Source organism: Microbacterium sp. 4-7 (assembly GCF_014332665.1).
GTDB lineage: Bacteria > Actinomycetota > Actinomycetes > Actinomycetales > Microbacteriaceae > Microbacterium.
Window position 1 is genome coordinate 361,505 of the sequence record NZ_MCRH01000003.1, and the last position, 15,489, is coordinate 376,993.

The following is a 15,489-nucleotide window of genomic DNA, read 5'->3' on the forward strand; positions in this document are numbered from 1 at the left end:
ACCCGCTTCGGGCGAGGGAGCGCAGCCGTCCTGGGGCCTCAGTCGGCTGCTGCAGTGGGGCTCCACCCGGAGTCCGGCCCGACAGCCGACGAGATCCGTCGACTGATCGTTGCGAGCTGTCGAGCTTGCGCGGCGGTGATCGCATCGAAGACGAGCTGCTGCACGAGAGCGTGGTGGCCGGGCGTCGACCGTGTGACCTTCTCGTGTCCCGCCGCCGTCAGCACTCCGAGCGTGAAGCGCCCGTCATCGGGGTCCGCGACGCGACGCACCCAGTCTCTCGATTCGAGACGGGTGATCGCCCGCGAGAGGCGCGAGAGGGTGCAGCTCGCGTACCCGGCGAGCACACTCAGGCGCAGCGATCGTTCGGGCGCCGAGTCGAGAGCGAACAGTATGCCGTGCTCGAAGTGCGTCAGACCGCTGTCGCGTTGCAGCTGCGCGTCGAGTGCCGTCGGCAGTCGTTCGATGAGCGTGGCGACGGATGCCCAGATCTCGAGCTGTTCCGTGGTCAGGGGGGATGCGTCCGGCTGCTCTGACATGACCTCAGACTAGGTCATCGTGCCTTGGAGATGGTTATCGGTGAACTTGCCTGAGCAAGCCCCAGGATCTACGGTTAACTTTCCCAAGCAAGTAAACAGACGCGTGTGCGTCGAGGAGAGGAAGCACCATGGATCTGCAGCTGCACGGGAAGACGGCGTTCATCAGCGGCTCGACGCAGGGCATCGGGTTCGCGATCGCCTCCGCGCTCGCCCGCGAAGGCGTGGACGTGACGGTGAACGGACGTGATGAACAGCGTGTGGATGCGGCGGTCCGGCGACTGCGTGCGGAGCACCCCGGCTCGACGGTCTCAGGGCTGGCGGCGGACTTCGCGAGGCGAGAAGAGGTGGAGCGCCTGACGGAGGCCCTGGGCGAAGTCGACATCCTCGTCAACAATGTGGGAATCTTCGGCCTTGCCCAGTTCGAGACGATCACGGACGACGACTGGACTCGCTACTTCGAGGTGAACGTCATGAGCGGAGTCCGGCTGTCCCGCCACCTTCTCGCAGGCATGCTCGCGCGGGGGTGGGGCCGCATCGTCTTCATCAGCAGCGAGTCCGGGGTGAACATCCCCGCCGACATGGTGCACTACGGCACGACGAAGGCCGCGATGGCCGCTCTCGGCAGCGGGCTGGCCAAGCGCACCAGAGGCACCGCCGTGACTGTGAACACGATCCTCGGAGGGCCGACGTATTCGGACGGGGTGGCGGCGAGCGTTGCAGCCGTGGCAGAGGCGCAGTCCCTTCCGCCCGAGGTGATGAAAGGCTCCATCATCGGTCAGAACCGCACAACGCTGCTCGAGCGGTTCATCGAGCCCGATGAGATCGCGAGTCTGGTGACCTACATCGCCAGTCCTCGCTCATCGGCCACCAACGGCGCGGCGCTGCGGGCGGAGGGGGGAGTGCTCACCGCGATGCTGTAACCGCGTGCACCTCGAAATCGGAAAAAACCGCACGCCGCGCTTATTGCTAGCTAAGCTAGTAGTCATGGAACGCTACATTCGCCTGCGCTGGGTGGGCCTGGTCTTCATCAGCATCGCCGTCTCGCTGATCATCGTCGACTCGACGATCGTGAATGTGGCGATTCCGGCGATCGTCGACGATCTCGGCATCACCTCCACCGAAGTGCAGTGGGTGCAGGAGGCGTACACGCTGGTGTTCGCCGCGCTGCTGCTCGTGTTCGGCAGCCTCGCGGATCGGTTCGGGCGTCGGCGCGTGATGATCATCGGAGTCGTGGTCTTCGCCGCATCCTCGGTGCTCGCGGCCTTCGCTCCGGACGGCGGGATGCTGATCCTCGCCCGTCTTGCGCAGGGAGTGGGCGGATCGATGATCCTGCCGACCACGCTGTCGATCATCAACGCCACCTTCCGCGGGCGCGAACGGGGGATCGCCTTCGCGGTGTGGGGGTCGACGATCGGCGGAATGGCCGCTGTGGGACCGCTGCTCGGCGGATGGCTGACGACTGCCTTCTCCTGGCGGTGGGCGTTCGGGATCAACATCCCGCTGGGCATCATCATCGTCATCGGCGTGCTCCTCACGGTGGCGGAGTCGCGCAGCGACCGGACATCGAAGATCGACGTGGTCGGGGCGATCCTCTCGGTCATCACCATGGCCAGCCTCGTGTTCGGCCTCATCGAGGGGCGCACGTACGGCTGGTGGCTCGTCGATCAACGTCCGCAGATCGGCGACTGGGCCTGGCCGCTCGATGTCTCTCCGATCCCCTTCGCCTTCGCGCTGGCGATCGTGGCACTCGTCGCGTTCATCGCATGGGGTGTGCATCGTGAGCGGCAGGGCAGGTCCACGCTGCTTGCTCTGCGTCTGTTCTCCATCCCCTCGTTCCGCAACGGCAACATCGCGGCGACAGTCGTGTCGCTGGGAGAGTTCGGCATCATCCTCGCTCTGCCCCTGTGGTTGCAGTTCGTCCTCGGCTTCGATGCGCTGCAGACCGGACTCCTGCTGCTCGCGCTCGCCCTCGGATCCTTCGTCGCGAGCGGTGCCGCGGGGGCGGCCAGTGGAAAGATCGCACCGGTGTGGGTCGTCCGTGCGGGCCTCATCGCCGAGATCATCGGCGTCGCCGGAGTCGGCTTCGTCATCGCCCCCGATGCGTCGTGGGTGCCGCTGATCCCGTTCCTCTTCGTCTACGGCCTCGGTGTCGGCCTCGCCACCGCTCAGCTGACCGGCGTCGTGCTCGCCGATGTGCCGGTCGACGACAGTGGCGCGGCTTCCGGCACGCAGTCGACGTCACGACAGCTCGGTGCAGCGCTCGGGGTCGCAGTGCTCGGCACCGTGCTGTTCACGAGCACGGCGGGGATACTCGCGTCATCACTCGACGCTCGGGGACTCCCGGCCGAGCAGCGTGATCAGATCGTGTCGGCCGTCGTCGACAGTGCGGGCGGAGCGATCAGCGGACTGGAGGCGCAGCCCGAGACGGCTGACATCGCCGACGACGCCAAGGCCGCGTTCTCCGACGGCACGCGTTTCGCGGCGTGGACGGCGGCAGGGTTCCTGTCCCTCGGTCTCCTGTCGACGATCTCCCTCGGAGCGACCGCCAAGACCCGACGTGAGGACCAGCCCGACGCGACGTCGGCCGCCTGATTCCTTCATGTACCGCGTGGCTACTCGATGTCTCACATCGTGTAGCCGACGACGCCGGCCGGGATGAACTCCATCGGCTTCCTCAGCTCGTTCTCGATGCCTGTGATCCGGCCGGTGTCCTCGGAGATGAGGAGGGTGTTCTCGTAGGACGTCCCCTCATCGCTCACCCGATGACCACGTCTCGGCCGAGCCGGTCCTGCGACTCACCCAGCACCGTGAGCCCGCCCGCATCGACGAGCATGTCGATCAGAGTGGCGTGCTGCTCGTCCGTCAGAGTCCAGTAGCTCAATAGCTGGCCGATGGCGCGCAGGAGGTCTCCCGACGAGCTTCTGTTCCGGCGTCAAGAGCCTCTGCTCCGAAGTCGGTCTCGCTAGCCCTCATCGACGGTCACCGCATTGCCCCACACCCAGCACCGGAACGTCCGGTCGCCTGCCCGGAACTCGATGCCTGCGGCCAACGGTGTCGACCGCGCGAGCTTCGCATCGACCCGCACCGCTTCGGGCCCGAAGCGCACCCACGCGCGGACCGCACGGTACGGCTGCGGATAGATCGTGACGGGCTGTTCCCGGAGCGCGAGCTCGCGCTCCGTCAGGGATTGAAGCGCGCCGGCGCGCGCTGCGGTGAGGATGGTCTGATGCTGAGAGCGCATGTCGTAGTGGGCTGCCAGGCGCTTGCTCGTGCCCATGCCGGCTCCCTTCTCCGGCCCAGTGACAACGGTAGCAAGATTCGAAGATTTGTTCTATTCTCGACTCATGCGACCAGCTCCTGCTCATCTACCTGCGACTATATGGATGGTCGACGACATCCCGTCGCGAATGGTCTTCGCCGGGCGTCGGTGGAAGGTCTCCGACACGCCCACGCGACTCAGGGACTCGATCTGGTCAGCGGCGCCGGAGTCGGAGCGAGGGTTGTACGGATGGCGGTTCCAGGGCACGGATGACGAGGGCCACTCCCTGGTGTTCGACGTCTTCCGGGGTGAGGACGGGTGGCATGTGCACCACAGCTACGACTAGGGGTCAGGCGGACGGAATCCTTGTCCCGGCTCGGTCGGTGCGCGCTATCGTGTGGGCATGACGGACTCCGGCGCGACACTCCTCGCCGCGATCATCGCGGCCGGCGTGGCAGGAGTCGGACTGATCTGGTCGGTCGTCAGCTTCATGCTGACGAGGCGGACCCAGCGAGCCACGGATGCTCGTCAGGAGTGGTCGCGCCGATTCGAGCACGCACACGCGCTCGCGTTCAGCTCCGACCTCAAGGAGGCGGCGAGTGGGCTCACGCTCATCGAGGCGCTCGCGCGTGAGCGGTGGGTCACGGACGAGGATCGGGCGACCGCGGTGAGCATCCTCTCGTCTCTCACGAGGGTGGCTGAGGCGCCGGCGGCGCAGCTGCGCGCGACGATCCTCGCGGATGTCAGGAACCCGGCGGTCGCCGCTGCGCTCGGCAGAGTGGAGCCAGGGCCGAAGGGCCGGTTCGAGGTCTACCGCGACGCGTCCGGAGACTACCGATGGCGCCTCAAGAGCGCGGGAGGCCACTACCTGGCCGTCAGTGAGGGGCATTCCAGCAAGGCTGCCGCGATGAGCTCGCTCGAACTGGCCCGTCGTGAACTCGGCAGCGAGCCACCGGAGTAAGTGGGCCGCGAGCGCAGCGAGAAAGGCCGCCTGGAACCAGGCGGCCTTTCTCGATATCTCGGCTCCGCGTGCGAATTCTCATTCATGCAGCGCGTGACCCGTGTGTGCCCCCGACAGGAGTCGAACCTGCGACCTACGGTACCGGAAACCGGCGCTCTATCCACTGAGCTACGGAGGCGTACCGATCGACAATATCACTGCTCGGGAGTGGTCTCCGACCCACCGGCCTCGGTCACCGGCGCGTCGCCCAGTTCGCCGAGCGCTGCGGCCAGCTTCTCGGCGAGGTAGCGGTGGCCGTCGGTCGACGGATGCTTGCGGCCGATCTCGACGTCGATGACCGACAGGTAGTTCTGGTCGGTGATCCAGTTCTGTGCGACGGGGGAGATGTACCACCATCCGCGAGCGGCGGCGAGTTCACCGAGATCGGCGTCGATGCGCGCGGTCTCAGCGCCCACGGGAAGTTCGTGCGGCGCCGGCCCCAGAATCACGATCGACGCGTCCGGATACTTCGCCGCCATGGCATCCCACGCGGCGGTGACGGCTTCGCGGTATCCGGCCTCGCCCTGCGCCCGGTCGTTGATCGACCCCTGGAGGATGATCAGGTCGGGGGTGAGTGTCGGGTCCAGAGCGGCGATGCGCACACCGAAGGCCGGGCCATCGAGTCCGGGCTTGAGGTAACCGCTGCCGCGGACTCCGTCGACGATCGTCTGTCCGTCGATCAGGTCGGCGAGCTGATAGGCGTATCCGAGGGTCGGCTCGGTCGCGGCCGAGCCGTAGGTCCAGGAGTCGCCGAACACGAGAACGGTCGGATGCTCCGGAAGAAGAAGGGGAACCGGCGCGATCGCGACCGATTCGTCCGCTGCCGCCGCAGCACCGACGGGTGCCGAAGACGGCATGGGAACCCAGGGCCGCCACACGCCGAGGACGACTGCCGCGACCGCCAGGATCACTGCGACGGCGAGGCCCGCGACGGGCAGACGATAGCGGGCGGATGCGGCCTTCATGGCATGACTGTAGATCACGAATCCGCCCTCGCAAATTCGGGCGCGTGACGCGCCGTAAACTGGGAGGCCTATGAACCCTGAATCGCTCGCCACAGCCCTCCTCGCCGTCCTCGCACCGATCGCCGAGGAACGACGTCCTGGCGAGCCGTTCTCGCTGTCCGCGTCGGACATCGTCTTCGAGCGTCCGCGCAACCGCGACCACGGCGACTGGGCCTCGAACATCGCGATGCGCCTGGCGAAGCCGTTCGGCACGAACCCGCGCGAGTTGGCGCAGCAGATCGCCGACGGCCTCGCGCAGGTGGATGGCGTGCAGACCGCCGAGGTCGCAGGGCCGGGCTTCATCAACATCCGCCTCGACGCGGCTGCCGCCGGCGCGCTGGCGAAGCTCATCGTCGAAGCCGGCGCCGAGTACGGGCACAACGACACGCAGGCCGGTCACAGCATCAACATCGAGTTCGTGAGCGCGAACCCGACCGGGCCGCTGCACATCGGCCACACTCGCTGGGCGGCGCTCGGCGATGCGATCGCCCGGGTGCTCGCGGCCTCCGGCGCGAAGGTCGCGAGGGAGTACTACATCAACGACGCCGGAGTGCAGATGGAGCGCTTCGCGAATTCGGTGCTGGCCGCCGTCAAGGGCGAACCAACTCCCGAGGGCGGGTACGCCGGCAGCTACATCGGCGATCTGGCCGCTCGTGTTCTCGAGGCGCGTCCGGACCTGCTCGAGCTCTCCGGTGACGAGCAGGTGGTCGTCACGCGGGAGCTCGCCTACGGTTTCCAGCTGGAGGAGCAGAAGCAGTCGCTCTCGAAGTTCAACGTCGACTTCGACGTGTGGTTCTCGGAGCGCACGCTGCACGCCAAGGACGCGGACGGCGTCAGCTTCGTCGATCGCGCCGTCGACCGCCTGCGCGAGCAGGGACACGTGTTCGACGACGAGGGTGCAGTGTGGGTGCGCACCACCGACTTCGGTGACGACAAGGATCGCGTGATCCGTCGCTCCAACGGCGAGTACACGTACTTCGCCGCCGACGCCGCGTACTACCTGAACAAGGGTGACCGCGGCTTCGAGTACAAGCTGTACCTTCTCGGAGCCGACCACCACGGCTACGTCCACCGCCTCAAGGCGATCGCCGGCGCCGCCGGGGAAGACCCCGAGAAGAACGTCGAGGTGCTGATCGGTCAGCTGGTCTCGGTCGGGGGAGCGCGGCTGAGCAAGCGTGCGGGCAACATCATCGAGATGGACGATCTGCGCGAATGGCTCGGCACCGATGCGCTGCGCTACTCGCTCGAGCGTTCGCCTGCTGACTCCCCGCTCGCTCTCGATCCTGAGCTGCTGCAGAAGCGCACGAACGACAACCCGGTGTTCTACGTGCAGTACGCGCATGCCCGCACGCACAACGTGGCCCGTAATGCCGCCGATTCCGGTGTGGATCGCTCGGAGTTCGCGCCCGAGACGCTCACGCACGAGACCGAGAGCGCTCTGCTCGGCGCTCTGCAGGAGTTCCCGCGCATCATGGCGTTCGCGGCCGAAGTGCGCGAGCCGCACCGCGTCGCGCGCTACCTCGAGGAGCTCGCCGGCCTGTACCACCGCTGGTACGACAACTGCCGCGTGATCCCGCAGGGCGACGACCCCATCGAGACCGCGCACCGCACGCGTCTGTGGCTCAATGACGCCGCAGGGCAGGTCTTCCGCAACGGCCTCGACCTGCTCGGCGTGTCCGCTCCCGAGCGCATGTGACCTCTGCCGTCGTCCGTGCCGTAGGGCAGGATGGCAGCATGAGCGACGACAATCACACCCTTCCTTACCCGTCCGCGGATTCCGAGCATCCGACGCTCGTGATCCCGGGTGGGGAGGACGGCGGGGATGCCGGTGCCACACCGCCGAAGCGCGCGCGCAAGCGCTGGCCCTGGGTGCTGCTGATCGTCGTGGTCGTTCTCGCTGTTCTCGCCGTCGCTGCGGAGCTCATCGCGCGCGCTGTCCTGCCCGGCATCGTGCGGGGCATGGTGATCGAGCAGCTCGACCTGCCGGCCGACCAGAAGCTCGCCGTCGAGGCCGACGGCATCCTGATCCCGCAGCTGATCGGCGGAACGCTGGACACCCTGCATCTCTCGACCGACTCGGTCACGCTGGAGGGGATCACGGGCGCCGTCGACGTCACCGCCACGGGCGTGCCGCTGCGCGGCGGTGACCTCGCATCCGCATCCGGCACGATCCGCATCGACGAGTCCCAGTTCACGTCCCTGCTCTCGAACACCGAGCTGCCGATCGACACGGTCACGCTCGAATCGCCGAACGCGACGGTCGCGGGTTCGGTGAGCGTTCTCGGCCTCGCCATCCCGGTATCGCTCACGGTGACCCCGGGGGTGGCCGAGGGAGATCTCGAGCTCACTCCTGTCGGCCTCACCGTCGGCGGACTCGAGGTCGACGCGGATCAGGTCGGCTCGAGTCTCGGTGCTCTGGGGGAGCAGCTCACTCAGACGCAGCGCATCTGCATCGCGGACCAGCTTCCCGCCGGCATCACCCTCACGGGCCTCACGATCGACGGATCGGAGGCTGTGATCGACGTCGACGTCGACGGTGCGATCGCGACCGATCAGACCCTGCTCGGAAAGGGCACCTGCCCCTGAGACGGGCTCAGTCCTCGTCGGTTCCGAGACGGGCCTCGCGCTCGGCCTTCTGCGCCTCCCGAAGCTCGGACGTCGCCAGCGCGACCTCCGCTTCGGCGCGCTGCACACGTCGCTGGGGGAACGTCGTCGCGCCGAACCGCGCGTGCACCCGGTCCTTGCGTTCCTCCTCCGACGTGACGATGTAGGCGCACGCGATCAGGATGACCTGGGTCGACAGATTGAGCCAGATGAGCAGCGCCAGCAGGGTGGCGAAGGAGGCGAGGAGAGGGTTGCTCGTCGCGCCGCCGATGAACAGGCCGGACAGCTCCTGCAGCACGAGCAGCCCGACTCCGCCGATGAGGGACCCGATCCAGAGCGAGCGGGCTGCGGGGCGCAGCCCGGAGAGCAGACGGAACACCCCGGCGATGAGCACCGTGTCGAGTGCCAGCACGACGACCAGGGAGACGATCCGGATGCTCCAGGATGCAGCGGGCGAATCCTCGGGAATGCCGAGCAGACCGCTGATCCAGGTGATCCCGAGCCGACCGGCGAATGTGACGGCCGCTGCGGCGACGAACAGCACGGCGACGCCGGCCGCGAGCAGCAGGTTGCGGAGCATGACCCAGATGAACAGCACGTCGGCATGCGCGGTTCCGGCGAGGACGCGCACCGCGGTGCGCAGCGATCCGACGGCGCCGAGCGCCGAGCCGATCAGCGCGACCGTCGAGATGGCGCCCGCGACGGAGAGCGAGATCGGCTCCTTGAGATCGTCGGGGTTGACGACGCCGTCTTCGCCGATGAGACCGGGAACCACGGACTGCACGGCGGAGACGATCGCGTTCCAGACGTCGGGATTGCCTGCGAGCCAGAGAGCGGCGATCGAGAACCCCAGGAGCACGGCGGCGAAGACGCTGAACAGAGCGCGGTATGTCACGCTGTCTGCGAGCATCGGGCCCCGCCGCTCGGAGTAGAGCAGGAACGCGCGGACCGGGCGCCGTGTCAGAGCCCAGCGGATCGCCGACGCGCTGACGCGCGCGATCAGGCCGGGGCGTCGGGCATCGGGTGCTGCGGATTCGGTGCTCATCTCCACCACCTTAGGAGTCGGTGGGATGTGTCCGCAGGGGGTTGACGCCGGGCGTCACCATGAATGATGCGGCATGCACGGTGCCCTAGAATCGGGGGCAACCTCGCAGTGCGCGCATCCGCCCGAGACCCGTCCCACGATTGGTGTTCCTTGCTTTCCCCTGCCGACTCGCTCGCCCCGGAATGGCTCGTCGTGCCCGACGACGCGAATGATCTTCCCACCGCCGTGTGGCCGGCGTCCGCCGTCCGCGGTGACGACGGAGCGCTGCGGCTCGCGGGGATCTCCGCCACCGATCTCGCGGAGTCGTACGGCACGCCGCTGCTCGTGATCGACGAGGACGAGGTGCGATCTCGGGCCCGCGCCTTCCGCTCGTCCTTCGACGCGGCCGCCGCCGCCCACGGCACGACCGCGCGGGTGTATTACGCCGGCAAGGCGCTGCTGACCACGACGATCGCGCGCTGGGTGACCGAAGAGGGACTCAACGTCGACGTGTGCACCGGTGGTGAACTCGAGGTCGCACTCGCGGCCGGCGTCTCTCCGTCGTCGCTGGGGTTCCACGGGAACAACAAGTCGGTCGCCGAGCTCGAGCGCGCGGTCGAGGTGGGCATCGGCACGATCATCGTCGACAGCGCGATCGAGATCGAGCGTCTCGCGGCGATCACCGCCAGGACCGGCGCTGTGCAGCGGGTGCTGGTGCGGGTCATCAGCGGCGTGCACGCCGAGACGCACGACTTCCTCGCGACGGCCCACGAAGACCAGAAGTTCGGCTTCCCGCTGCCCGAGGCCGAGCAGGCCGTCGCCCGCATCAGGGAGATCCCGGGAATCGAGTTCGCCGGCCTTCACTGCCACATCGGATCGCAGATCTTCGGCGTCGCGGGCTTCCGCGAGTCGGCGTCGCGCGTGCTCGAGCTCCATGCGACTCTCCTCGAGGGCGGACCGGTTCCGCAGCTCAACCTCGGCGGAGGGTTCGGAATCGCCTACACGAGCGTCGACGATCCGACGCCGATCGAGACCCTCGCGGGCGAGATCGTCGCCGCCGTCGCCGAAGGCTGCGCCGCGCGAGGCATCCCCGTGCCCGCGCTGTCGTTCGAGCCGGGCAGGGCCATCGTCGGCACTGCCGGAGTGACGCTCTACGAGGTCGGGACGACCAAGGACGTCGCGCTCGATTCGGGCGCGACCCGGCGCTACATCAGCGTCGACGGCGGAATGAGCGACAACGCCAGGACGGCGCTGTACGACGCGCAGTTCTCGGCTCGACTCGCCTCCCGGATCGGCATCGGCTCGCCGCAGCTCAGCAGGGTCGTGGGCAAGCACTGCGAGTCCGGCGACATCGTCGTCGACCATGAGTACCTTCCGGCCGACGTCTCTCCCGGCGATCTGCTCGCGGTCCCCTCGACCGGTGCGTACTGTGCGCCGCTCGCGAGCAACTACAACCATGTCCCTCGCCCTCCGATCGTCGCTGTGAGCGACGGCCGATCGGCGGTCATCGTCCGCGGTGAGACGATCGCCGACGTGCTGTCTCGCGACGTCGGTGTCGCGGCCCCCGAGAGCCACGGGTGATCCGCGCGACGAACGACGCGGTCCCCGACGAAGCACGACTGAACCACCCTCCTAAGGAGAGATGCAATGACGACTGAGTATCGACGACTTCGGGTGGCGCTGCTCGGCGCCGGAGCGGTCGGCTCCCAGGTGGCCGCCCTGCTGCTGCGCCACGGCGATGAGCTCGCCGACCGGGCGGGTGCCACGCTGGAGCTGGCCGGCATCGCGGTGCGCAACCTCGATGCGCCGCGCGAGACCGATCTGCCGAAAGAGCTGTTCACGACCGATGCCGAATCGCTGATTCTCGGCTCCGACATCGTGATCGAGCTGATCGGCGGCATCGAGCCCGCCCGCACGAGCATCCTGCAGGCGATCGGCTCCGGTGCCGACGTCGTGACCGCCAACAAGGCGCTGCTGGCCACTCACGGCCCCGAGCTCTTCGAAGCGGCCGACCGCGTGGGCGCATCCGTCTACTATGAGGCCGCCGCCGCCGGTGCCATCCCGATCATCCGCCCGCTGCGCGACTCTCTCGCCGGTGACCGCGTGGTGCGCATCATGGGAATCGTGAACGGCACGACCAACTACATCCTCGACCGCATGGACACCGAGGGCGCCGACTTCGCCGATGTGCTCGCCGACGCGCAGCGTCTCGGATACGCCGAGGCCGACCCGACCGCCGACGTCGAGGGATACGACGCCGCGCAGAAGGCCGCGATCCTCGCGAGCCTCGCCTTCCACACGGCTGTTCCGCTCGACGCCGTGTACCGCGAGGGCATCACGACCATCACCGCGTCGATGATCGATGAGGCGCGCGCAGCCGGCTTCGTCATCAAGCTGCTCGCCGTGTGCGAGCGCATCGAGGCCAACGGCACCGAGTCGATCTCGGTGCGCGTCTACCCGGCCCTCGTGCCGACGTCGCACCCTCTCGCGTCGGTGCACGGCGCCAACAACGCCGTGTTCGTCGAGGCCGAGGCTGCGGGCTCGCTCATGTTCTACGGCGCAGGCGCCGGTGGCGTGCAGACCGCATCCGCCGTGCTCGGAGACGTCGTGTCGGCGGCTCGACGCCATATCGCCGGCGGCGTCGGCGTGGGGGAGTCCACCAGGGCCAACCTCCCGGTGGTGCCGATCGGTCATGTCACCACCCGCTACCAGATCACCCTCGAGGTCTCGGACGCTCCCGGTGTGCTCGCGACCGTCGCCGGCATCCTCAGCGACGGATCGGTCTCCGTCGCGACCGTGGTGCAGACGGTCGAAGGAGAGGACGAGCCCACCGCTCGTCTCGTCATCGGCACGCACCGGGCCACGGACGCCGCGCTCAGCGCCACGGTCGACGCACTCGCCGCCAGCTCTGTCGTCGAGCGGGTCGTCTCGGTGCTCCGCGTGGAAGGCGAGTGACGATGGCGGCAGGGCGCACGGTCGAGGTGACCGTGCCGGCGACCAGCGCCAACCTCGGTCCCGGATTCGACACGCTCGGACTCGCGCTCAGCGTCTACGACACGCTTCTCGTGACCGAGCTCGCCGCCGGCGAGCTCGAGATCGAGGTCTCGGGTTCCGGCGCGAGCGAGATCCCTCGTGACGACTCGAACCTGATCGTCCGCACGATCGCTCACGTGTACGCCGACGTCGATCGCGCCGTCCCGGGCCTGCGCATCGTCGCGGAGAACGGGGTGCCCCACGGGCGCGGACTCGGGTCCTCCGGCGCGGCGGTCGCGGCGGGGATCCTCGCGGCGAAGGGCCTGCTCGAGGGCGACGTCGACATCGACGACGCCGACATGCTGCGCCTCGCCACCGAGATCGAAGGGCACCCCGACAACGTGGCTCCCGCGCTGTTCGGCGGTCTGACGATCGCCTGGGTCGGCGAACGAGGTCCCCAGCACAAGAAGCTCCTCGTGCACCGCGGCGTCTCGCCGCTCGTGCTCGTTCCGTCGTACACGATGTCGACGTCGAAGGCGCGATCGCTGCAGCCGCCGCAGGTGTCGACGGCCGATGCGGTCTTCAACGTCTCGCGCTCGGCGTTGCTCATCGCCGCGCTGATGCAGAGCCCGGAGCTGCTGCTCGACGCGACCGCCGACCGACTGCATCAGGACTACCGCGCCGAGGCGATGCCCGAGACGCAGCGGCTCGTCCAGACGCTCCGTGCGGCAGGTTTCGCCGCCGTGGTGTCCGGCGCCGGACCCAGCGTGCTGGTTCTCGCAGACGGCCCCGGAAGTCGTCAGGACGCCGTGGAACTGGCGGAATCGACGACCGACACCCCGTGGGATGCGCTGCTGCTCGCGGTCGACGTGCGTGGTGGTACAGTGGGGAATCGAGCGGAGGGCTCCACGTAACTGCGTGAATCTGGCCCCATTGCAACTCTGCAAGACCCGCACGCAAAACCCCTGTCGCACTGCTCTCACCGAGAACCTCGTTCTTTCCGAGAACCCAGTGCAGAGGCTGGCTGACGCCGAGCGTCAGCCCGTGCGATCGCGCGCAGCACCCGTTGTGCGCGTGCCGCTCATGTCCCCGAGACCAAAGAGGGAGTACTCGTGGAGAATTTCTCCGAGACCCAGAACGACCAGGCGGCACCCGCCGCCGAGGCTGCGGCGAAGGCCGCGAGCTCCGACGCCGCGACGACCGCCGCGACCGAGGTCGCACCGGCCCGCAAGCGCGCTCCGCGCCGTGCGAGCACCGCGACCGCCGCCGCGAAGGCCGAGAAGGCCGCAGCATCCACCGACAGCGCACCGGCCACCGAGGCTCCCGCAGCCGAGGCACCCGCCGCCGACGCGGCACCCAAGGCGAAGGCCCCTCGCCGCAGCCGTGCGAAGAAGGCTGACGCAGAGAACGCTGAGTCTCCTGCGGCGACCGCCGAGGCTCCTGCAGCCTCCGCGCCGGCACCCGCCGAATCCACCGAGGCTCCCGCAGCGAAGACCGCTGAGTCCAACGGCTCCGCGGATGCCGGTTCCGCAGAGGCGGGTTCTGCCGACGAGCCGAAGAAGACCACCGGTCGCGGACGCCGCACGGCGAAGAAGCCTGCCGCCGAGGCCGAGACTCCCGCAGCCGAGAAGCCCGCTGACGCCGCACCGGCCGAGGCAGCACCCGCGGCGGACTCCTCCTCCGATTCCGGCGACGGCGAGGAGCAGGGCGGTCGCAACCGCAACCGCAACCGCAGCCGTAACCGCGGACGCGGCCAGAACGGCAACAGCCAGGGCGGCGAGCAGCAGCCCCAGCAGCAGCAGCCGCAGACGGCACCCGCCGAAGACGAGGGCGGCAACGGCCGCAACCGTCAGCGCAACAAGCGCCGCGGCGGCGCGCCGACGGACGAGTTCGACACCGAGATCGGCGAGGACGACGTCCTCGTCCCGATCGCCGGAATCCTCGACGTGCTCGACAACTACGCCTTCGTCCGCACGACCGGATACCTCGCCGGCCCCAGCGACGTCTACGTGTCGCTCGGACAGGTCAAGAAGTACAACCTCCGCAAGGGCGACGCGATCGTCGGCTCGATCAAGCAGCCCCGCGAGGGCGAGCAGCAGGGCCGCCAGAAGTACAACGCGCTGGTGAAGGTCGACTCGATCAACGGCCTGTCGATCGACGACGCCGCGACCCGTGTGGAGTTCGGCAAGCTCACGCCGCTCTACCCGCAGGAGCGTCTGCGTCTCGAGACGGCGCCCGAGAAGCTCACGCAGCGCATCATCGATCTCGTGGCCCCGATCGGCAAGGGACAGCGCGGCCTCATCGTCGCGCCGCCCAAGGCCGGCAAGACGATCGTCCTGCAGCAGATCGCCAACGCGATCGCGCAGAACAACCCCGAGGTCCACCTCATGGTCGTGCTCGTCGACGAGCGCCCCGAAGAGGTCACCGACATGGAGCGCACGGTGAAGGGCGAGGTCATCGCCTCGACCTTCGACCGTCCGGCAGAAGACCACACCACGGTCGCCGAGCTCGCCATCGAGCGCGCCAAGCGTCTCGTCGAGCTGGGCCGCGACGTCGTCGTGCTGCTCGACTCGATCACCCGCCTCGGCCGTGCGTACAACCTCGCTGCTCCGGCATCCGGACGGGTGCTCTCGGGTGGCGTCGACGCCTCGGCGCTGTACCCGCCCAAGCGCTTCTTCGGTGCTGCGCGCAACATCGAGAACGGCGGATCCCTGACGATCCTCGCCACGGCGCTGGTCGAGACCGGCTCCAAGATGGACGAGGTGATCTTCGAGGAGTTCAAGGGCACCGGCAACAGCGAACTGCGCCTGTCGCGCCAGCTCGCCGACAAGCGCATCTTCCCGGCCGTCGACGTCAACGCGTCGAGCACCCGCCGCGAAGAGATGCTGCTGTCGACCGACGAGGTCAAGATCACCTGGAAGCTGCGTCGCGCCCTTGCAGGCCTCGACCAGCAGCAGGCGCTCGAGGTCGTCCTGGGCAAGCTCAGGGAGACCCACTCGAACGTCGAGTTCCTCGTGCAGATGCAGAAGTCGATTCCGACGCTCCCCTCGGGTGCGCACGGACACGACAACAACATCCGCTGAGCGGAG

At 68.3% G+C, this 15,489-nt stretch carries 16 protein-coding genes and 1 tRNA gene; 10 read left to right on the plus strand and 7 right to left on the minus strand.

Annotated elements, in window-relative coordinates; genetic code table 11:
* Positions 1-38: 38 nt before the first annotated feature.
* Positions 39-536, minus strand: coding sequence for a MarR family winged helix-turn-helix transcriptional regulator (locus BEP68_RS05770; protein WP_053095734.1), 498 nt, complete (start codon positions 534-536; stop codon positions 39-41).
* Between the two features lie 128 nt (positions 537-664).
* Here BEP68_RS05770 and BEP68_RS05775 point away from each other — a divergent pair, with 128 nt between their 5' ends.
* The gene (locus BEP68_RS05775; RefSeq protein WP_187249483.1) at positions 665-1,456 is read left to right on the plus strand and encodes an SDR family NAD(P)-dependent oxidoreductase; all 792 of its coding nucleotides are present in this window, start codon (positions 665-667) and stop codon (positions 1,454-1,456) included.
* Positions 1,457-1,520: 64 nt separating this feature from the next.
* On the plus strand, positions 1,521-3,128 hold the full coding sequence (locus BEP68_RS05780) for a DHA2 family efflux MFS transporter permease subunit (RefSeq protein ID WP_187249484.1): 1,608 nt from the start codon (positions 1,521-1,523) through the stop codon (positions 3,126-3,128).
* Between the two features lie 32 nt (positions 3,129-3,160).
* On the opposite strand, the gene BEP68_RS18155 is transcribed toward BEP68_RS05780, so the two are convergent.
* From BEP68_RS18155 to BEP68_RS05785, 3 genes are all read right to left on the minus strand, one after another.
* Positions 3,161-3,295, minus strand: a complete 135-nt coding sequence (locus BEP68_RS18155) for a hypothetical protein (RefSeq protein WP_261987729.1) — start codon at positions 3,293-3,295, stop codon at positions 3,161-3,163.
* Positions 3,292-3,417: a hypothetical protein gene (locus tag BEP68_RS18160; RefSeq protein WP_261987730.1), complete on the minus strand. Its 126-nt coding sequence runs from the start codon at positions 3,415-3,417 to the stop codon at positions 3,292-3,294. The genes BEP68_RS18155 and BEP68_RS18160 overlap by 4 nt, the downstream gene beginning before the upstream one ends.
* Before the next feature lie 81 nt (positions 3,418-3,498).
* Positions 3,499-3,813, minus strand: coding sequence for a hypothetical protein (locus tag BEP68_RS05785; protein WP_072591100.1), 315 nt, complete (start codon positions 3,811-3,813; stop codon positions 3,499-3,501).
* A 106-nt stretch (positions 3,814-3,919) separates the two neighbouring features.
* Between BEP68_RS05785 and BEP68_RS05790 the strand changes: the two genes are divergently transcribed.
* Both BEP68_RS05790 and BEP68_RS05795 read left to right on the plus strand, forming a co-directional pair.
* Positions 3,920-4,141, plus strand: a complete 222-nt coding sequence (locus BEP68_RS05790) for a hypothetical protein (RefSeq protein ID WP_230100619.1) — start codon at positions 3,920-3,922, stop codon at positions 4,139-4,141.
* A gap of 57 nt (positions 4,142-4,198) precedes the next feature.
* Positions 4,199-4,756, plus strand: coding sequence for a YegP family protein (locus BEP68_RS05795; protein WP_261987731.1), 558 nt, complete (start codon positions 4,199-4,201; stop codon positions 4,754-4,756).
* A gap of 105 nt (positions 4,757-4,861) precedes the next feature.
* On the opposite strand, the gene BEP68_RS05800 is transcribed toward BEP68_RS05795, so the two are convergent.
* Positions 4,862-4,934 (minus strand) — tRNA-Arg (locus tag BEP68_RS05800).
* A gap of 16 nt (positions 4,935-4,950) precedes the next feature.
* The gene (locus BEP68_RS05805) at positions 4,951-5,760 is read right to left on the minus strand and encodes an SGNH/GDSL hydrolase family protein (RefSeq protein ID WP_261987732.1); all 810 of its coding nucleotides are present in this window, start codon (positions 5,758-5,760) and stop codon (positions 4,951-4,953) included.
* Positions 5,761-5,830: 70 nt separating this feature from the next.
* Between BEP68_RS05805 and argS the strand changes: the two genes are divergently transcribed.
* Together argS and BEP68_RS05815 are read left to right on the plus strand one after the other, a co-directional pair.
* On the plus strand, positions 5,831-7,495 hold the full coding sequence (gene argS, locus BEP68_RS05810) for an arginine--tRNA ligase (RefSeq protein WP_187249485.1): 1,665 nt from the start codon (positions 5,831-5,833) through the stop codon (positions 7,493-7,495).
* Between the two features lie 38 nt (positions 7,496-7,533).
* Positions 7,534-8,385, plus strand: coding sequence for a DUF2993 domain-containing protein (locus BEP68_RS05815; protein WP_187249486.1), 852 nt, complete (start codon positions 7,534-7,536; stop codon positions 8,383-8,385).
* A gap of 7 nt (positions 8,386-8,392) precedes the next feature.
* Here the strand turns inward: BEP68_RS05815 and BEP68_RS05820 are convergent, their stop codons facing one another.
* The gene (locus BEP68_RS05820; protein ID WP_187249487.1) at positions 8,393-9,448 is read right to left on the minus strand and encodes a YihY/virulence factor BrkB family protein; all 1,056 of its coding nucleotides are present in this window, start codon (positions 9,446-9,448) and stop codon (positions 8,393-8,395) included.
* Positions 9,449-9,598: 150 nt separating this feature from the next.
* Between BEP68_RS05820 and lysA the strand changes: the two genes are divergently transcribed.
* The 4 genes from lysA (at position 9,599) to rho (ending at position 15,483) form a co-directional block, all read left to right on the plus strand.
* Complete coding sequence (lysA, locus tag BEP68_RS05825) at positions 9,599-11,008, plus strand: diaminopimelate decarboxylase (RefSeq protein ID WP_261987733.1); 1,410 nt, start codon at positions 9,599-9,601, stop codon at positions 11,006-11,008.
* 66 nt (positions 11,009-11,074) lie between these two features.
* Positions 11,075-12,382, plus strand: a complete 1,308-nt coding sequence (locus BEP68_RS05830; RefSeq protein WP_053095745.1) for a homoserine dehydrogenase — start codon at positions 11,075-11,077, stop codon at positions 12,380-12,382.
* 2 nt (positions 12,383-12,384) lie between these two features.
* On the plus strand, positions 12,385-13,314 hold the full coding sequence (thrB, locus tag BEP68_RS05835) for a homoserine kinase (protein WP_053095746.1): 930 nt from the start codon (positions 12,385-12,387) through the stop codon (positions 13,312-13,314).
* A gap of 198 nt (positions 13,315-13,512) precedes the next feature.
* Positions 13,513-15,483 (plus strand): transcription termination factor Rho, encoded by a 1,971-nt coding sequence (gene rho, locus BEP68_RS05840; RefSeq protein WP_315985276.1) that lies wholly within the window; start codon positions 13,513-13,515, stop codon positions 15,481-15,483.
* The last annotated feature ends 6 nt before the right edge of the window (positions 15,484-15,489 follow it).